General features: G+C 62.5%; 16 protein-coding genes and 1 pseudogene. 12 read left to right on the top strand and 5 right to left on the bottom strand.

What is annotated here, in order from left to right:
• The first annotated feature begins 222 nt into the window (after positions 1–222).
• The 10 genes from CHB99_RS19765 to CHB99_RS19720 all read left to right on the top strand — a co-directional run bounded on the left by CHB99_RS19765 (position 223) and on the right by CHB99_RS19720 (position 11,258).
• Positions 223–1,305: an alkene reductase gene (locus CHB99_RS19765; protein WP_042126082.1), complete on the top strand. Its 1,083-nt coding sequence runs from the start codon at positions 223–225 to the stop codon at positions 1,303–1,305.
• A complete protein-coding gene (locus CHB99_RS19760; protein ID WP_042126085.1) occupies positions 1,302–3,137 on the top strand; it encodes a long-chain-acyl-CoA synthetase in 1,836 nt (611 codons plus the stop codon). The genes CHB99_RS19765 and CHB99_RS19760 overlap by 4 nt, the downstream gene beginning before the upstream one ends.
• Positions 3,130–4,188 carry an MBL fold metallo-hydrolase gene (locus CHB99_RS19755; protein WP_042126087.1) on the top strand — a complete coding sequence of 353 codons (1,059 nt, stop codon included), beginning with the start codon at positions 3,130–3,132 and terminating at the stop codon, positions 4,186–4,188. Before CHB99_RS19760 ends, CHB99_RS19755 begins: the two co-directional genes overlap by 8 nt.
• 39 nt (positions 4,189–4,227) lie before the next feature.
• Positions 4,228–5,892: a DUF1302 domain-containing protein gene (locus tag CHB99_RS19750; protein ID WP_042126089.1), complete on the top strand. Its 1,665-nt coding sequence runs from the start codon at positions 4,228–4,230 to the stop codon at positions 5,890–5,892.
• Positions 5,893–5,945: 53 nt separating this feature from the next.
• Entirely contained in the window at positions 5,946–7,157 is a 1,212-nt protein-coding gene (locus CHB99_RS19745; protein WP_042126091.1) for a thiolase family protein, read from the top strand.
• A gap of 3 nt (positions 7,158–7,160) precedes the next feature.
• Entirely contained in the window at positions 7,161–8,102 is a 942-nt protein-coding gene (locus CHB99_RS19740) for a bifunctional OB-fold nucleic acid binding domain-containing protein/MaoC family dehydratase (RefSeq protein WP_042126093.1), read from the top strand.
• Positions 8,103–8,198: 96 nt separating this feature from the next.
• Positions 8,199–8,777 carry a flavin reductase family protein gene (locus tag CHB99_RS19735; RefSeq protein ID WP_042126095.1) on the top strand — a complete coding sequence of 193 codons (579 nt, stop codon included), beginning with the start codon at positions 8,199–8,201 and terminating at the stop codon, positions 8,775–8,777.
• Positions 8,778–8,855: 78 nt separating this feature from the next.
• Positions 8,856–9,533 carry a helix-turn-helix transcriptional regulator gene (locus CHB99_RS19730; RefSeq protein ID WP_042126097.1) on the top strand — a complete coding sequence of 226 codons (678 nt, stop codon included), beginning with the start codon at positions 8,856–8,858 and terminating at the stop codon, positions 9,531–9,533.
• Positions 9,534–9,543: 10 nt separating this feature from the next.
• Positions 9,544–10,341 carry a PhzF family phenazine biosynthesis protein gene (locus CHB99_RS19725; protein WP_042126099.1) on the top strand — a complete coding sequence of 266 codons (798 nt, stop codon included), beginning with the start codon at positions 9,544–9,546 and terminating at the stop codon, positions 10,339–10,341.
• On the top strand, positions 10,338–11,258 hold the full coding sequence (locus CHB99_RS19720) for a pyridoxal-phosphate dependent enzyme (RefSeq protein WP_042126101.1): 921 nt from the start codon (positions 10,338–10,340) through the stop codon (positions 11,256–11,258). Before CHB99_RS19725 ends, CHB99_RS19720 begins: the two co-directional genes overlap by 4 nt.
• Before the next feature lie 89 nt (positions 11,259–11,347).
• Here the strand turns inward: CHB99_RS19720 and CHB99_RS19715 are convergent, their stop codons facing one another.
• Positions 11,348–11,962: a class I SAM-dependent DNA methyltransferase gene (locus tag CHB99_RS19715; RefSeq protein ID WP_042126103.1), complete on the bottom strand. Its 615-nt coding sequence runs from the start codon at positions 11,960–11,962 to the stop codon at positions 11,348–11,350.
• Between the two features lie 1,112 nt (positions 11,963–13,074).
• Between CHB99_RS19715 and CHB99_RS29590 the strand changes: the two genes are divergently transcribed.
• Positions 13,075–13,698 (top strand): hypothetical protein, encoded by a 624-nt coding sequence (locus tag CHB99_RS29590; RefSeq protein ID WP_141137313.1) that lies wholly within the window; start codon positions 13,075–13,077, stop codon positions 13,696–13,698.
• A 272-nt stretch (positions 13,699–13,970) separates the two neighbouring features.
• Here CHB99_RS29590 and CHB99_RS19705 read toward each other — a convergent pair.
• The 3 genes and pseudogenes from CHB99_RS19705 to CHB99_RS19695 all read right to left on the bottom strand — a co-directional run.
• Positions 13,971–14,234, bottom strand: a pseudogene (locus CHB99_RS19705) (IS3 family transposase); the annotation flags it as partial.
• A 234-nt stretch (positions 14,235–14,468) separates the two neighbouring features.
• Entirely contained in the window at positions 14,469–15,536 is a 1,068-nt protein-coding gene (locus tag CHB99_RS19700) for a UvrD-helicase domain-containing protein (RefSeq protein WP_042126107.1), read from the bottom strand.
• The gene (locus CHB99_RS19695; RefSeq protein ID WP_042126109.1) at positions 15,529–17,133 is read right to left on the bottom strand and encodes an ATP-dependent nuclease; all 1,605 of its coding nucleotides are present in this window, start codon (positions 17,131–17,133) and stop codon (positions 15,529–15,531) included. Before CHB99_RS19695 ends, CHB99_RS19700 begins: the two co-directional genes overlap by 8 nt.
• Before the next feature lie 134 nt (positions 17,134–17,267).
• On the opposite strand from CHB99_RS19695, the gene CHB99_RS19690 reads away from it, so the two are divergent.
• Positions 17,268–18,062, top strand: coding sequence for an HNH endonuclease (locus CHB99_RS19690; RefSeq protein ID WP_042126111.1), 795 nt, complete (start codon positions 17,268–17,270; stop codon positions 18,060–18,062).
• 30 nt (positions 18,063–18,092) lie between these two features.
• Here CHB99_RS19690 and CHB99_RS30170 read toward each other — a convergent pair whose 3' ends face one another.
• Entirely contained in the window at positions 18,093–18,464 is a 372-nt protein-coding gene (locus CHB99_RS30170) for a hypothetical protein (protein WP_042126113.1), read from the bottom strand.
• Between the last annotated feature and the right edge of the window lie 4 nt (positions 18,465–18,468).

The raw sequence follows: 18,468 nt of genomic DNA, 5'->3' as shown, positions 1-18,468 counted from the left end.
GTTCTATCGAGCTCGATCGTCGGCGCATCCGGCACCCGCTTCATCGTCCGTTCAGACCATTTTCCATGCTTCTCCGCACGGCGCCCGAGACGATACCCGAAGGCGCAAAACTAGTCTTGTCGGACGATGTTCGCGCCTCGTTCGACGTCAATCATGCAGCCCATGTCCGGGGTTGCGGCAGGCCCGTCAGCCCGGGAAACAACAAGAAACGAAGGAGCTGACATGAGCATTCTGTTCGAGCCGGTGCGCCTGGGCGAACTGCAGCTGGCCAACCGTATCGTCATGGCCCCCATGACCCGCAGCCGCGCCGATGCGCGGGCGGTGCCCGGTGCCGAAATGGTCGAGTACTACCGCCAGCGTGCCGGCGCCGGGCTGATCGTCGCCGAGGGTACCGCGCCGTCCGCCAGCGGCCTGGGCTACTGCCGCACCCCGGCGATCTACAACGCCGAGCAGATCGCCGCCTGGCACCAGGTCACCGAGGCGGTGCACGCCGAGGGCGGACGCATCGTCCTGCAACTGATGCACGTTGGCCGTGCCGCCAGCCGCTTCAACAAGCCGGAAGGTGCGGCGACCGTGGCGCCGTCGGCGATCCGCGCACGGACCCAGGTGTTCAGCGACGCCCAAGGCATGGTGGACACCGAGCAGCCCGAGGCGCTGAGCCTGGACGGCATCGCCACGGTGATCGGCGAGTACCGCCAGGCCGCGCTGAATGCCCGCGCCGCCGGATTCGACGGGGTCGAACTGCACTGCACCAGCGGTTACCTGCCCATGCAGTTTCTCGCCTCCGGCAGCAACCAGCGTGACGACGCCTACGGCGGCAGTGCGCGCAAGCGCGTGCGCTTCGTCGCCGAGACCGTGCAGGCCATGGCCGCGGCCATCGGCGCGGGTCGCGTCGGGGTGCGCCTGTGCCCGGGCAACCCGTACAACGATATCCACGACGAAGACCCGCTGGCGACCACCGTCGCCCTGTGCCAGGCCCTGGAGCCCCTGGCGCTGGCCTACCTGCATGTGATGCGTTCGCCCCTCGACGGGCTCGACGCCTTCGGCCTGGCGCGCGAGCACGCGAGTCAGAAACTGATCCTCAACGACGGCTTCGACGGCGCTTCGGCCCGCGCCGCGCTGGAGGCGGGCGAGGGCGCGGCGGTGTCCTTCGGCCGCCACTTCATCGGCAACCCCGATCTGGTCGAGCGCCTGCGCCACGGCCAGCCGCTGGCCGGTTTCGAGCGCAAGACCCTGTACACCGCGGGCAGCCGCGGCTACACCGACTACCCGCGTTTCGACGCCGCGCGGGAGGTCACGCCATGAACCTGCCAGCGAGCATCGTGGTGCCGCGGGAACAGACCCAGGCGCTGCTCGACCGTCGTTCCGCGGCCAGCGCGCAGATCAAACCGGCGGACCTTTACAGCCTGGCCGATCGCCTGGAACAGCAGGCCGAGCGCTTCGCCGAGCGGCCCCTGCTGATCTACGGCGACGAAGTGCTGAGCTACGCCGAAATGGATGCCCGCGCCAACCAGATGGCGCACACCTTCTACGCCAAGGGCCTGCGCGCCGGCGACGTCTGCGCCATCGCCATGGAGAACCGTCCGGCGTTCTTCAGCGCCTGGTTCGGCCTGGTCAAGCTCGGCGTGGTGGTGGCGCTCATCAATACCCAGGTCAGTGGCAAACCGCTGCTGCATGCGCTGGCCACCACCGCGGCGAAAGCGTTGGTGATCGGCGAGGAGTGCCTGGGCAATCTGCTGCGGACCGGTGACTTGCCGGCACTGGCCTACTGGCTGGTGGCCGATGCGGAAAACCCGTGGCCGGGTACGATCCCCGCGTTCATCGACCGGCAGTTCGCCAGCCGTCTGGACAGCGCACCGCGCACGACCTTCCCGCGGGATATCCGCGCGCGGATCGAGGCGCAGACGCCGACCCTGCTGATCTTCACCTCCGGCACCACCGGCCTGCCCAAGGCGGCGCGCTACAGCCACATGCGCTGGCTGTCGTCCGGCGACGTGATGGAAGTCACCCTGGACGCCACCTGCGCGGACGTCTTCTATTGCTGCCTGCCGCTGTACCACGGCGCCGCCGCCACCTCGGTGACCTCCACCGCGCTGCGCGCCGGGGCCAGTATCGTGGTGCGGCGCAAGTTCAGCGTCAGCGAGTTCTGGCGCGATGTGAACCGCCACGGCATCACGGTGTTCCAGTACATCGGCGAAATCTGCCGCTACCTGCTCAATCGCCCCGCGCAGCCCGGCGAACGCCAGCACAGCCTGCGCTGCATGCTCGGCGCCGGCCTGACCCCGGAGTCGTGGCAGCGCTGGATCGAGCGTTTCGGCCCGATCCAGGTCTTCGAGGGCTGGGGCGCCACCGAGGCCAACACCAACCTGATCAATGTCGACAACTACCCGGGTTCCTGCGGCCGCGTGCCGGACTGGGGCCGCACCAACCTGCGCCTGATCCGCTACGACATCGAGAACGACTGCCATCCCCGCGACGAAAACGGCTTCTATCAGCTCGCCGAAGTGGGCGAGGTCGGCGAGGCCATGGGCTTCATCGTCGATCATCCGGATATCGGCGGCGGGCGCTTCGAGGGCTACACCTCGGCCGCCGCCAGCGAAAGCAAGATCCGCCGCAATGTGCTGCGCGAAGGCGATGCCTGGTGGAGCTCCGGCGACCTGCTGCGCGAGGACGCCGATGGCTACTGCTATTTCGTCGACCGCATCGGCGACACCTTCCGCTGGAAGAGCGAGAACGTCTCGACCCAGGAAGTGGCCGATGCCCTCGGCGACCTGCATGGCCTGGAACTGATCAACATCTACGGTGTGCAGGTGCCGGGGCACGAGGGGCGCGCGGGCATGGCCGCGGTGCTGATGCAGGCGGGGCAGGCGTTCGATCCGCAGGCCCTGTACCAGCTGAGCGAATCCCGTCTGCCGCGCTATGCCGCGCCGGTGTTCGTCAGGGTCAGCGCGGCGGCGGACCTGACCAGCACCTTCAAGCTGCGCAAGGTCGATCTGCAGCGCCAGGGCTACAGCCCCCAGGCGTGCACCGATCCGTTGTTCATCCGTGACGAAAGCACCCGCAGCTACCAGCCGTATTCGCCGGAACTGCTGCAGCGCCTGGAACTGGCGCCTTTCGCGGTCGCCGATCATGGCTGAACTCGACGCGAACGGCCACGAGCTGCGCGACGGCCTGCGCTATCCCTGGCCGCAGGCCCCGGACAGCGGCACGGTGCGCGAGGTGGCGGACGGCGTGCTGTGGCTGCGCATGCCGCTGCCGTTCCGGCTCGACCATATCAACCTGTACCTGCTGCGCGATGGCGACGGCTGGGTGGCGCTGGATACCGGGATGAACACCGCGCAGACCCGCGCGGTGTGGGACGCGGTACTGGCCGGGCCATGCGCCGGTCTGCCGCTGCGCGCGGTGATCTGCAGCCATTTCCATTCCGACCATGCCGGGGTCGCCGGCTGGCTGGCCGAGCGCTTCCGTTGCCCGATCCTGATGAGCGAGGCGGAGTACCAGGCGCTGTACGTCAAGGTGCCGGAAGGCGACGCGCCGGGCTGGGATTTCCTCGACTACTACACCCGTGCCGGTTTCACCGCGGCGCAGGCCGGCGAGATGTACCGGCTCATCCAGGACGGGCATTTCCGTCCGTTGCACTTCAACAGCTATCGGCGCCTGCGCGATGGCCAGTGCCTGCGCATCGGCACGCGGGACTGGCAGGTGAGGGTGGGGCGCGGGCATTCGCCGGAGCACGTCTGCCTGTACAGCGCCGCCGACCGCCTGCTGATTTCCGGCGACCAGGTGCTGCCGCGGATCACCTCCACGGTGGGCGTGCATGCCACCGAGCCGGATGCCGATCCGCTGCGCGACTGGCTGGCGTCCATCGAGCAACTGCGCGGCGTGCCGGACGACGTCCTGGTCCTGCCGGCTCACGAACGGCCGTTCCGCAACCTGCATGCGCGCCTGGAACAACTGGCGGCGCACCACCGCGCCCACCTCGCGCACCTGCTCGACAGCTGCGCCGAACCGCGCACCGCGCGCGAGCTGATGGGCGTGCTGTTTCCCCGGCTGAGCGGGCGCTTCGACGAACTGATGGCGCTGGGCGAAACCCTCGCCCATGCCAACTACCTCATGGCCGAAGGGCTGCTGCTTCGCGAGGAGGACGGCGGCCTGTATCGCTACCGGCGCCGCGCCAACCTTGCCTAAAACCGGCGGCCGGAACGGCTGCCCAACAGGAGAGTCAGTGTGATCGATAACAACAAGAAAACGCCTGGCCTTGGCTCACGAGGGCTTCAGCTCAGCGGCCTGGCCACGGCCATCGCCCTGGTGGCGACCCAGGTTTCGGCCGGGGAGACCCTCGAGTTCGACGATGGCACCACCATCGACTGGTCGGTGACCACCAGCTACGGCATCGGCACACGTCTCGGCAAGCAGAGCGACCGCCTGCTGGGGGTCAACGCCGACGACGCCAACCGCAACTTCGACCGTGGCGCGCTGACCACCCACCGCATCGGCGCGCTGGGCGAGATGATTCTGCGCAAGGACAACTACGGCGCGGTGGTGCGCGCCAGTACCTTCTACGACGACGTCTACCACAAGGGCAACGACAACGACTCGCCGGCAACGGTGAACAAGAGTGGCGACAACGACGAGTTCACCAGCCGCACCCGCTACTACAGTGGCGGCCGCACGCGCCTGCTGGATGCCTACGTGTTCGGTGGCTGGCGCTTCGACAACGACACCATGCTCGACGTCAAGGCCGGCCGGCACATCGAGTCCTGGGGCGAGAGCCTGTACTACCCCGGGGTCAATGGCGTGCAGAACCCCTCCGATGCGGTGAAAGCCGCGCAGCCCGGTGTGGAGGTCAAGGAAGTGCTGCTGCCGGTGGGGCAGGTGTCCGCCTCGTTCCGTCTCAATCCGCAGATCACCTTCGGCGCCTACGTGCAGTACGAATGGAAGGGCACCGAACTGCCGCCGGTGGGCAGCTACCTGTCGAGCAGCGATGTGATCGGGCCGGGGCGCGAGTTCCTCATCACGCCGACCGGGCGCGTTGCCTACCGCGGCACCGACGAGCCGCGCGACAGCGGCCAGTGGGGCGTGCAGGTGCGCTTCCGGCCGGTGCCGGCGATCGAGATGTCGCTGTTCCACGTCAACTACCACGACAAGAACCCGGCCACCGCCCTGGTCGGCTACAACCCGCTGCCGGTGGGCGGCGGCCTGTATGCCTTCGCCGCCAATGGCTACCGGGTCAAGTATTTCGAGGACATCAAGCTCACCGGGATCAGCGCCTCGACCAAGATCGGCGAGGTGCAGGTCGGCGGCGAATGGTCGTACCGCGACGGCGCACCGATCATGGTCAACACCGGCCTCGGCCCGGTCCCGGCCCGCGGCAAGGGCCAGCAGATGCAACTCTCGGCCATGCGCGTGCTGGGCGACCGGCCGTGGGCCAGCCAGACCACCCTGACCGGGGAAATCATTCATGTGCGGGCCGACAGCGTCGACGCCACTTCGGCGGCGCCCAACCTGCAAGGCGTCAACCTGCTGCCGTCGCTGGCCGGCATGGTGGGAGAGTCCGATGACTACAGCTACAAGACCTCGTCCGCCTGGCGCAGCCGCACGGCCAGCGCCTACACCCTGGGCGCATCGTTCAGTTATCCGGGGGTTTTCCAGGGCTGGGATCTGGAAGTGCCAGTGCGCTTCTCCAACGTGTTCAGCGGCTCGACACCCATGTCCGGAAGCATCTCCGGGGTGCAGGGCGACCGACGCATCAGCGTAGGCACCACCTTCAAGTACCTGGGCAACCTCGAAGTCGGCCTCAACTATACCGGCTACCTGGGCTCGCCGGACCCGATCAAGCGGCCATTCGCCGACCGCGACTACGCCACCTTCTCCATGAAGTACAGTTTCTGATCCACATCCATCGACACGACACCCGGGCCAGGGGGCCCGGGCAGGGAGGAAACATGGGCCTCAAAGGGCACGCGGCCATTGTTGGCACCGCGCAATACAAGCCGGAGAAGTACGCCACGGCGCCGAAGATGTTCCACCTGGAGCAGGTCGCCGACCTCGCCGCCCGCGCCTTGCGCGATGCCGGCCTGAGCGCGCAAGACCTCGACGGCCTGGTGATCAACGGCCCGCAGTTTCACGAAGCCTCGGTGTTCGTCCCGGCCATGGCCGCGGAATACCTCGGCCTGCGGCTGAACTTCGCCGAAGTGGTGGACCTCGGCGGCTGCACCTCGGTGGGCATGGTCTGGCGCGCCGCCGCCGCCATCGAACTGGGCCTGTGCCAGGCGGTGCTGTGCGTGCTGCCGGCGCGCATGGCGCCGTTGGGCCCGGACGAAGACCCGAGCTGGATGGCCCGGGCCATGCGTTTCGGCGGCCACAGCACGGCGTTCGGTGCACCGGAGGCGGAGTTCGACCTGCCTTACGGGCACATGGGGCAGAACACTGGCTACGCCATGATCGCCCAGCGCTATGCCGCGCAGTACGGCTACGACCCGCGGGCCATGGCCAAGATCGCCGTGGACCAACGGACCAACGCCCAGGCCAACCCGGAGGCGATGTTCTTCGGCCAGCCACTGAGCGTGGAGCAGGTGCTGGCCAGCCGCAGGGTCGCCGACCCGCTGCATGTGCTGGAGATCGTCATGCCGGTGGCCGGTGGCGCGGCGATGATCATCGCCTCGAAGGAAGTGGCCGCGCGGGCCCGCAAGCGTCCGGCCTTCGTCACCGGCTTCGGCGAACACCTGGCGTTCAAGTCGCCGTCCTATGCCGAGGACATGCTGCACACGCCGATCGGCCCGGCCTCGCAGCGAGCCTTCGCCATGGCCGGCTTGAAACCGGCCGACATGCACGCGGCGCAGATCTACGACTGCTACACCATCACCGCCTTGCTGACCCTGGAAGACGCCGGTTTCTGCGGCAAGGGCGAGGGCATGGCGTTCGTTCGCGAACACGACCTGACCTTCCGCGGCGATTTCCCCATGAACACCCATGGCGGCCAGCTCAGTTTCGGCCAGGCCGGCTCGGCCGGCGGCATGTCGCAGGTGATCGAAGCGGTGACGCAGATTGCCGGCGCCGCCGGCGAGCGCCAGTTGCAGCGCTGCGACAGCGTCTACGTCTCCGGTACCGGCGGCGTGATGAGCGAGCAGGGCGCATTGATTCTTCAGGGAGCTTGAGCGATGTCCAACAACAAACCGATGCCCGTCGCCACGGAAATTTCCGCGCCGTTCTGGGAAGGCCTGAAGGCCCGCCGCCTGCTGATCCAGCAGTGCAATGCCTGTGCGCACTGGGTGTTCTATCCGCGCCGGCACTGCCCGCAATGCCTGGCCCACGACCTGGCCTGGCGCGAGGTGCAGGGCAGGGCGACGCTGTACAGCTTCACCCTGACGCGGATTGCGACCTTGCCGGACTTCGCCGACGAGATGCCGCAGAAGCTGGCGGTGGTGGAGCTGGCCGAAGGGGTGCGGATCAACACCACCCTGGTCGGCCTCAACGAGGACGAGATCCACGTCGGCATGGCACTGCAGCCGGTATTCGCCGAGGTCGACGGCAAGGGCAATCGCCTGCTGCGCTTTACCGCCGTCGACAAGCACGCCGCGGCGCTGGAACCGTTGCCGGGGCTGGCAGCGGCGGTCGAGGTCGAGGCGCCGGCGGTCACCCGCATCGACTTCAATGATGCCGCGGCGTTGCAGGCGCTGGTCAGCGACAGTTTCAGCGACTGGAGCAATGTGATCGTGGTCGACCAGGCGTTGATCGATGCCTTCGCCCAGTTGTCCGGGGACGACTACTGGATTCACACCGATCCCGAGCGGGCGCGATTGCACAGCCCGTTTGGCGGCACCATCGCCCATGGCGCGCTGGTCCAGGTGCTGCAGTCGCGGATGAAGCTGGCGCTGGGCTTCGAGATCAGCGGTTTCAGCACCCAGATCAACTATGGTTCGGACCGTCTGCGCTTCCCCGCGCCGGTGCCGGCGGGGGCACGGATTCACTCGCGGGCGCGGGTCAAGAGCGTGGAACTGCTCGGACGCGGCACGCAGTTGACCCTGGAGATCAATATCCACGTGCTGGGGCAGGAGCGGCCTTCGGTGATCAATGACCTGGTGATTCTGTACCGCGGTTGAGTCAGTATTCGCGAGCTCGCTCCCGCGATCCTTGTGGGAGCGAGCTGGCTCGCGAAGGACCGCAACGCGGTCCCACCACTGACACCGAGGTTCCGAATGTCTCCCCACTTCCACCCTGTCGACCTGAAAAAAGCCTACCGCCTCCTGAACCACGGCCCGACCGTCCTGGTATCCGCCAGCCACGCCGGCGTCGACAACGTCATGGCCGCCGCCTGGGCCTGCGCCCTGGACTTCGATCCGCCCAAGGTCACCGTGGTCATCGACAAGATCACTCGCACCCGCGCACTGGTGGAAAACAGCGGCTGGATGGTGCTGCAGGTGCCCAATGCCGGGCAGTTGCAACTGACTCACCAGGTCGGCAGCCACAGCCTGGCCGAGCAGCCGGACAAGCTCGACCAGGCCGGCGTCGAGCTGTTTCGCGTCGACGGCTATCCGGCGCCACTGGTGGCCGGATGCTCGGCATGGCTGATGTGCCGGGTGATCGACGAGCCCCACAACCAGACCACCTACGATCTGTTCATCGCCGAAGTGGTGGGCGCCTGGGCGGACGAGCGGGTGTTCGTGGAGGGGCACTGGGTGTTCGAAAAGGCCGATCCGGCGCTGCGCAGCCTGCATTACGTGGCCGGTGGGCACTTCTATGCGATCGGCGAGGCGCTGGATGTGGAGCAGTCCTGATCGAAGTTTCTACGATGATTTGTTGAAAATTAAACTCTCTGTTGATATTTTGCCTGTCCAGCCCTCCCGGACAGTCCCATGCCTGCCGCCCCAGAACGTCAACTGGTCCTCGACGTGCTCCATGCCACCGTGCGCATGCTCGGCACCGTCCTGGGCCGCAACACCGAAGTGGTCCTGCACGACCTGACCCGACCGGAACATTCGGTGCTGGCCATCGTCAACGGTCATATCAGCGGCCGCCGGGTCGGTAGCCCGATCCTAGCCGGCCCGCGCCATGACCGCGGTTTCGACGCCGTGCTGCGGGCGGCGATGGAGAAGGGCAGCCAGACCCCGGTGGTGATCGGCAACTACCCGACCCAGGGCCACGATGGCAAAACCTTTCGCAGCGCTACCGCGGTGTTCCGCGATGCCGGCGGCGAGCCCTTCGCCAGTCTCTGCGTGAACAGCGACCTCAGCGGTATCGCCGCCGCCCAGGCTTGCCTGGAGCAGTTGCTTGGCAGCGCGGAAGAACCGCCGCCAACGCCCGCCGAGGCCCCGGACCTGGAACAGCTGATGAACCGCATCATCGACGGCGCGCTGCAGGACGCCCGCCAGCGTGGCGTGCGTTTCGGCAAGGCGCAGAAGCTCGAAGCGGTGCGGCAGATGCACGACGGCGGGCTGTTCATCGTCAAGGGCGCGGTGGAGAAAGCCGCGGCGGCGCTGGGTGTCAGTCGCTACACGATCTACAACTACCTCGAAGAAATCCGCAACGGTTAAGGATATCGCCATGCAACTCCCGATCTACCAGGTCGATGCCTTCAGCGATCGCGTATTCGGCGGCAATCCGGCGGCGGTGTGTCCGCTGGAACACTGGCTGGACGACGTCACCCTGCAGCGCATCGCCGAAGAGAACAACCTCTCCGAGACAGCCTATTTCGTCGACGAGGGCGAGGGCTACCGTCTGCGCTGGTTCACCCCCGAGGTGGAAGTCGACCTGTGCGGCCACGCCACCCTGGCCGCGGCCTGGGTACTGTTCAACGAACTCGGCGCCAGCGCGTCGACCCTGCGTTTCTTCACCCGCAGCGGCGAACTGCGGGTCAGCCGCGAGGGCGATCATCTGACGATGGATTTCCCGCAGAAGTACCCCCAGCCACACACGCCGCCAGCCGGCCTGGCCGAAGCCCTGGGCTGCCGGATCGAAGCGCTGTACCGCAGCGACGACTACATCGTGGTGGTGGAGGATGCGCGGACCCTGGAGAACCTGAAACCCGACTTCGCCGCCCTGATGCACTACGACGTGCGTGGCATCGCCGTGACGGCGGCGGGCAGCGACGGTTTCGACTTCGTCTCGCGCTTCTTCGGTCCGCGGGTCGGGGTCAACGAGGACCCGGTGACCGGCTCGGCGCATACCTCGCTGGTCACCTACTGGGCCGAACGCCTGGGCAAGCGTCGCTTCGTCGCCCGCCAGGGTGGCGCGCGGCGCGGCCAGTTGCGTTGCGAACTGGCGGACAACGGCCGGGTGCTCATCAGCGGCGAAGCACGCCTGTACCTGCGCGGCACACTGTTCCTCGGAGCCTCGGCATGAGCCTGCATCTGAACACGCCCTTGCTGGCGTCGCGCCCGCTGAGCCTGGCCAGCGGCCAGGAAGTCTGGCTGAAACTGGAGGCGCTGCAGCCCGCCGGCTCGTTCAAGCTGCGCGGTATCGGCCTGGCCTGCGAACACCATGCGCGGCAGGGCAAGCGCCGCTTCATCTCGTCCTCCGGCGGCAATGCCGGAATCGCCGTGGCCTATGCCGGGCGTTGCCTGGGCCTGCCGGTGACCGTGGTGGTGCCGGAAAGCACCACCGAGCGCGCCCGCCAGCTGATACGCCAGGAGCAGGCCGAGGTCATCGTCCACGGCAAGGTCTGGCAGGAGGCCAATGAGCTGGCCTTGTCGCTGCTGGGCGAGGACGACGCCTTCATTCATCCGTTCGACGACCCGCTGTTGTGGGAGGGGCATGCCAGCCTGGTGGACGAAGTCGCCGCGGCGGGTTTCACGCCGGATGCGGTGGTCCTGGCGGTGGGTGGGGGCGGGCTGCTGTCCGGTGTCTGCGAGGGGCTGCGGCGCAACGGCTGGGAGGATGTGCCGGTGTTCGCCGTGGAAACCGCCGGTGCCGCCTCGTTGGCCGCCGCCATGGCCAAGGGCGAGCGGGTGGTGCTGGACAGCATCGACAGCGTCGCCACCTCCCTGGGTGCCAAGCAGGTCAGCGAACAGGCGTTCATGCTGAGCCAGCGTGGAAAGGTGTTCAGCCATGTGGTCAGCGATGCCGAAGCGCTGGATGCCTGCGAGCGCTTTCTGTCCGACCATCGGCTGCTGGTCGAGCCCGCCTGCGGCGCCGCGCTGGCCCTGGCCTATGCGCCGAGTGCCGAGTTGCGCCGCTACGAACGCGTCCTGGTCGTGGTCTGTGGTGGGGTGACCGCGACCATCGAGCAGATTCGCGAATGGCGCAAGGCCGTGAAGTGACGAGGAGGGTAGTGATGGCGGTGCTTCACGCACCTTAATATAACTAAACTAAATGATTATTTAGTTTAGTTATAATTTTATTGCATATGTCAAGAGGACAGGGCGCGGCTCAGCCAGACCGTCAGGCCGCCACTTTCCGGGTCTTCGACGACATGCTCCAGCACCTCGAAACCGTGTTCGTGCAGCAGACTGCGGTATTCCTGCGGATCGAGGCTGGCGTGATACAGCGTCTCGCCCTGGAATTCACCCAGGGCTTCGCCCAGGCCGGTGCCGCTGGTGAACATCAACAGCGTGCCGGGCGCCGCGTGGCGCTGGAACACCGGGAACATTCGGCGTTGGTCGTCGGGATGCAGATGGAAAAAGCTGTTCCAGGCAAGGATCCCGGCGAACTGGCGGTTCAGATCCAGCGTGCGCATATCGGCGCTAATCCATTCGTGCGCGGCGAATCGCGCGCGGCACTGGGCAATCATCTGCGCCGAGGAATCCACGCCAGTCACCTGATGACCAGCCTCGATCAGCAGACGCGCCACGGGTTGACCGGAACCGCAGCCGATATCCAGCACGCGTGAAGACGGTTGCAGCAGCGAATGAAAACGCTCGATCCATTTGCGATCGGGAAAATGATTGTTGCGCAGTCGATCCCAGGTATCGGCATGGCGGTCATAGAGATCGATGATCCGGTGCGCGGATGGGTGGTGAGGCATGGAGGGTTTCGGTCCTTGGATTGAGGCTCAGCGTCCTGGGTGGGGTTCAGGGTTTGAAATGTACCCTGGGTGTGGGCTGGGTGGAATATGTCTAGGTTCGTATAATGTATATTATGTTAAATCACATACTGTGTCAGAAGGCACAGATTGTCAGCGTTTCCTAATGATCGGACGGAAATTTTCTGAATCTGGACGCTCGAACGTAGGAAATTCAAAGCCTTGTCCTCGCCTACCCGATTCCGTGTCCACCTGGATCGTTTCTTGATACTGGACGCTCTTGGCGCGGAAGGTTCAAACCTCAGAACATCCAGTCGATCAATCGTACCCTTTCTACTGGATTTTCAAACATCCTCCTATCGGCGCATCGTCAGCATCCGACAAGCGACAAACCACATCCGTGACTCACCGACACAGTAAAGACTTCGACACCACGCCAGTGGCTTTACGCAAGTAGCTGCACACCATGCGGTAATAACTACAGCGCATCCTAGGCACCGGTCACATAAAGCTCCCCGGACTACACTTATCCTGAACTCACAAAACGTGCATTTCTCATGAACTGGACGTCAAGCCCGTTCCCAATTTTCCCAACGATGTCGACGTTCGTCCGCTGCTTAAACGAAGGCATGGATTTCCCGGCAAATGTCCATGTACAGCGACGTTTATCCGATGTCGACCCATCCTGCCTCCCAGTCGAAATGTGCCGTCACGCCGCGGACTTTATCCTTGAGTCAATGCAGACCAAGCAAACACCCTGGGCTAGTCGATACTTGGACTACACGTCTGTGCTACAGATGGCGCTGAACTGGAGTTTCCTAGTTGATCGGCGGCCCATGACGGAATGGGATAACGAGAGCCTTACGCGATTTCTGCACTTCATAAAGCAGCCTGACGACAATTGGATCAGTCAGAGTACGGCTGGATGTCGCTTCCTGTTCAGAGGCCATCCGATTCTCACAAAGCAGCCCATTAACCCGGCCTGGCGCCCATGCTATCGCCCCGACCCTGAGGCTCCGATCGTCAGCACAGTCATGCGCAAGGTACACGGTATCACCTTTCATTTTCTCAATTATCTGTGGCGTATCCGCGTTCGGAAGGAGCCGGCTCCAGTCATGGCTAAGACCCCGGAAACCCCGCCAGATAAGGGCCTGGCCGCTGCAAATCTGTCGCACAAGGAAATGGATTGGCTTTTCGCACACCTCGAGTACTGGCGCCATATCAGCCCCGAATACGAGATGTGCCGATTCATGTTAGCTGTGGCGAGATTTACGACTATTCCACTGGCTAGATTATGCCGGGACGGTCAGTATGTAGGTTTGCTAAGCCAATTTACGACTTATGCACGGCCGGCCAAGCCTGGTGATCCGCCTCGCTGTAGCCATTGGGTATTCACTGATAACCCGGGAGCGCCTCTAGAAACAGAGCGCCCGCTTTGCCCCCAATTCATTCCGATTTTGAACGACTACGTCGAATCTCGAGGACTGACGACCAAAAATGCGCTCCCTGATGTTTGCACGCTGCAAGAAAATCGGAAGTCGAACGGCATGACTGCCGGCAGTGCCGATGGCGTGATCCAACGGCATCGGGTGGCTATTTCGGATGCCGCAAGGAATGATGAGATGCTGCCAGATGCACCAGAAACTGCGGCTAAACTCCGCCAGTTGACGTTCAGCCAGGTGCGTCGTTCGGCGCGTGCAAATTTTGAGCTCGCAGGTAAGAAGCCGAAGATTACCTAGATTGTCATCCGTGATTTTCCCCGGGTAGCTGCTGCACTCGTTTTGAGGGTTTAACTACCCTTCCCTCTTTTCGCCCTATCAAGGTCTCCATCTGGGCGCTCTCCAACACATGCTGAGCACATGGTATCCACGTCCAGGTTCGGCATCGGTAGTGCTTTCAAAAGACATTAGTAACAGGTTTCGACTGTGAAGGCGTCAGGTGCTGCGCCAACAAGTGCAAATTGCCTAGCAACTCATCAAACGTCACCACCTCCATGAATCGCCCCTGGTTCCTAGACACTCTCCAACCTCAGGACATAGCGTTTCTCATACTCAACTGGCGACAGCTGCATAGCACTGCCGTGCCGGCGTTTAGGGTTATAGAACATCTCGATGTAATCGAAAATGTCACTTCGGGCTTCGTCACGTGTTGCGTAGATCTTTCGTCTGATTCGTTCCCTCTTCAGCCGCTGGAAAAAGCTCTCGGCGACGGCATTGTCGTGGCAGTTTCCCCGTCGGCTCATGCTGCTGATCACATTGTTGGCCTTCAGGTAGCTGTGGCCCTCGAGCGTCAAGGAGATACGGTTTCCATCCGATGTGTGTACCCTGCAGCGATGAGTCGTTGCACGATTCAATCGGTTGGACAGGGTCGATTTTTGAAAGTGGTGCAGTGGTTTGATCAGTCAAGCTACCAGTCTCGATTTAGGGGGACTCACTACAACAACGGTAAAAAATCGCGAAAACTTTAGCCGGACTGGCAACTTTTTGATTGGATGGAGCGATTCAAGTGGTCAAGGTTCCCAGACCGGCAGAGTCGACTTGCCCGGCTTGTCGATCACGATTGCGAGGCTCTGCTTTGCGCGTGTTGCAGCTACATAGAATGCAGCTGCAGAGGTGGCTTCAAGGTAGGCTCCCTTCTGAATGAAAGCCGTGATTGGCCCTGTAGGTACGACTAGCACACGCTCGAACGTCGCGCCCTTGGAGACCTTGAAGTTCATATAGTCGAGGGCAAACTCCTTGCCGGATGCTGCCATGGCACGAAGGCATTGCGGTCGGTACTGTTGAACGTATTGGTCAACGTGCTTCGAGTGCACCAGGAACACGCCATCATGGTCAGACACCTCGTGGTTTTCTGAGGTGGTGCCCGGAAACTTCCAGGACGCATCAAAAATGGTGTCAGAGAACGTTGCAATCTCCGTCCGACAGCGATAGGTGACCGTCGCGTAGTTGATACTCAACAGCCCTCCTTGCTCGCGTTCCTGAAACCATTCAAGAGCGCCGGCATAACCATACTGCTTATTCTTCTGTCCCCTCGGGTTGGTCGACAGCACGGCCTGGCGTACATCACCGACCATACGAACTTCGATCTGAGATTGCAGGAGATCATGGACGATCTCCCAGTCGTAGCCACTCAGATCCTGAACCTCATCAATCAGAATCTCGTCGTACAGGTGCTCCAGGCGGCGAAGCAAAGCAGGTGTTGCAGCCATCAGCTCACGCGCCAGGCGGCCGAGTTCGCAGGCATAAAGTTGGTTGCTTCCGTCCATAAACCTTTGCTTGCCCTTGGCGAACCTGTAGGGGCGTCCTTCGAAATTGAAGCCCCCTACCCGCTCTCCGGGGAATTTCACCGGCAGGAACGGCTTCGCAAAGTGGCGAAGCAAAAACGTGTACCAACCCAGCACCTCGATGTTGTGGAGATCGCCAGCCTGTGCTCGAAGCCGATGGGAAAGCTCTTGCTGGTTGGTCTGGGTAAAAGTGGCGACAAGGACGCGGCGATCACTGGGCAACCCTTTGCAGTGATCTACGAGGCCTTGTGTTTTTCTCCCGCCGGCGACCGCGAGTGTCAGATGGTTAGGCATCGTGAATGAACTCCGCCGCGGCCTTCATATAAGGTGGTGGGTTGAGGGCTTCGTCAGACACGGCAATCCGAATCGCCCCTTCCGTTTTCTCGCGTGTCATCCACGTCAGCAAGTCTGCTGAATCTCTGATGCCCAACGTCTTCCGTAACTGAGATTCACCGTTGGCGGTGATGAGTTGCGGCTCGAGCGTTTTGCCGTGGACAACATCGCCGATGAACAGATCTCTGCGCTTCGCTTCCAGCCACTTCTCAACTGGTTCACGCAGCTCGTTTGGATCAATGCCATCGTTGTCGCGCATGACGGCGACAGGCTTGTCGATCGCAGCGCAAAGCTCTAGGCATCGTGCTAGTGCAAGTCCACGCATGCTGATGACATCAACTCCATGGGCCATTGGTCGAGCGCCGAAGCAGTCTTGGTAAACGCGTTCAAAAATGATCTCGTCAGACGGCCCCTCTACCAGGACGACCTTTTTCGCTAGCACGAGGCGGAGGGTGTCGTAGCCCGGGAGCTTTTGAAAATAGCTCACCGTTGTCGGATCGAGCCCCGTGATCTTGGCCGCGCTGTTGCGGTGGAGTAGTAGCAACGCGTTGAGGCCGAGTCGATTCAAGACGTAGGTGCTGTGAGTTGAAATGAAAAGCTGCTGCTCCTCCGTGGCCAGGTCTTCGATACGGTTGAGAAGTGTCGTTAGGCTGGTGTGTGAGAGGTGGTTTTCAGGCTCCTCGATCATCACGATTTTCACGCTTGAAGAGTGCCGCTTCATCGCGAGGGAGATCTTGATTGCGGCTTGCTGCCCCTGGCCAGCCATCGCGAACGGAAGGCCATCGACGTGAGGAGTGACCACGCTATCCCAGGATGTCCTGGACGTTTGATCCATTGCCAGCGCCAGAGGCTCAGACTGCAGCGCAGCGCCAAGCCCCTCGAGCCGCTTGTTCACCGGCGCCAGCGCTCCTTCTGTCATGGATGCTTTCACGCCTCGATAGTCCAGCGAGATTTGCGCCTTCTCGGCTGACTCCAGGTGATCGCTCAGGATTTGTCGAAGGTGGTAGTCAACCCCAGCAGCGGACTTAACCGTCCGAGAATCGATCGTGGCCACCGATAGAGCCCGCGGGCGCCGAGTGAGCTCGTTGTCAGCAAACGACCGCCATTCATAGGTGTAATACTCAACGGGCAGCAGGGGAGAAGGATTCTTAAGCCACTGATCCAGCTCGTCCTGATATTCCTCGTTCGGGAAAATGGAGAGGAATACTCCCGGACACACGTTGGTCGGTACGTCCGCATTCACTGCACCGAGCAGTATCTGCAGATCAGCTGTGTCCTGCAGGTAAAGCTCGATCAGAATCTCTGGGAGCTTGGGCGTCTTCCCTGCATTCCGGAGTGCCAGAAACTGAGCCACCATTTGAGTGTTGAACCAGTGTGGGTTCAATTCTTCGAGGATCCCCCGCCCACCTATCCGGCCGTTCAGCGCCAGCGAAATGGCCTCCATCAATGTGGACTTCCCAGCGTCATTGTCACCGACCAGGATGTTTACGCCCGGGTTGGGCTTGAGCTCGAAATCTTTGTAGATGCGGTACCCACGGATACGGATTTTTGTGATCACAGTCGACGTTCCTTGGCGAAGTGCTGGTGTATGGCGCTTTGATGGCCTCGTGGCCTGATGCTATAAGCGAAGCGCTAACGTTGTCGACACCGTCACTCCCACTCCTCCCGGCACTACACGCACAGGATCCGCGCATGACCACTCCTAATCACTCAAGCCGCAAAGCGTTTATCGAATCCTTGGGAGCGACGTGTAAGAACTGGATTTGGAGCTGGTCGTTTGTGAACCATCAGGAGCAAAAGATCATTTTCGGAGAGTGGGATACGCACATCAGCGGTGACCGCTCACTCATCCTCAGTGAGGATTGGGAGATTGAAAATGGACGCCGCAACAATGGCTATGCGCAGAGCGTCGAACATCTCAGGCTGGTCGCCGAAGAAGGATACGAACTCTATACGTTTAAGATTATGCATTCGGATGAGCGCCGCAACGCGGACGGTGTTGGGCCTGCAAAGATTAAGAACTTTAAGCGCTCGATCACTCGTAAGTGGCTTCTTAAACAGAATGGTGAGTGGTTTGCGTGCGATGAGCCGACGATGCCAGCGCTCCCTGAAGAGGTCAGTCAGCCCGAACTGTACCTAGAGGGCGCAGTCCGCGAGGTAAAGGTTAATGCCTATGAGCGCAGCGCTCAGGCTCGGGCAGCATGTATCGATCACTATAAAGCGGTTTGCTACGCGTGCAAATTTGACTTCGGACTGGTTTATGGCGAGGTTGCCGAAGGGCTCATCCATGTCCACCACATCGTTCCCCTTAGTACGATCGGCGCAGAGTACAAGCTTGATCCTATAAAGGATCTGATCCCACTGTGCCCGAACTGCCATGCGGTGGTGCATCGTGGATCCGAGGTCATGAGCATTGAGAAGCTCAAGGCGTGCCTAGCTGAAGCAAAGCGACGCTCTGCCCTAGCGGCCCGACCTCATGATTTGTAACGCGATTTTCGGAATGTAACGTTGTCCATGTTACATTCCAGAAACTACGTTATGCGCCTGAAGATGAGTCATCTCCCTCCCCCATTCCTCGACGAATTTTTCAAAGTCATCCAAGTACGGGCCCGCGGCAACTCGGGTAGACCCAATGCTCGCTTGGGCGAATCGCTCCCGCCAAGGCATCGGGATCGTATGCTCGTCAACGACCAAGCGGCCTGAGGATCGAGGAGATTTAGTGACCAGGTCGAGGAGATGTTTGCAGGACAAGGACACGTCGCAAAGGTCGCGCTCGACCAGATCCAGCTCCTGGAGGACAGCTACCGCTTTAGGGTCGCCAGGGCGGAGATCGGAGAGAGCCCAAAGCAGCCGTCTGAATCGACGCTCGCCTTCAATGAGATCAGCCAAGGTT

The organism is Pseudomonas japonica, from assembly GCF_900188455.1.
Taxonomy (GTDB): domain Bacteria; phylum Pseudomonadota; class Gammaproteobacteria; order Pseudomonadales; family Pseudomonadaceae; genus Aquipseudomonas; species Aquipseudomonas japonica.
The sequence above is the reverse complement of the archived record's forward strand: the minus strand, read 5'-3'. Positions and strand labels throughout refer to the sequence as shown.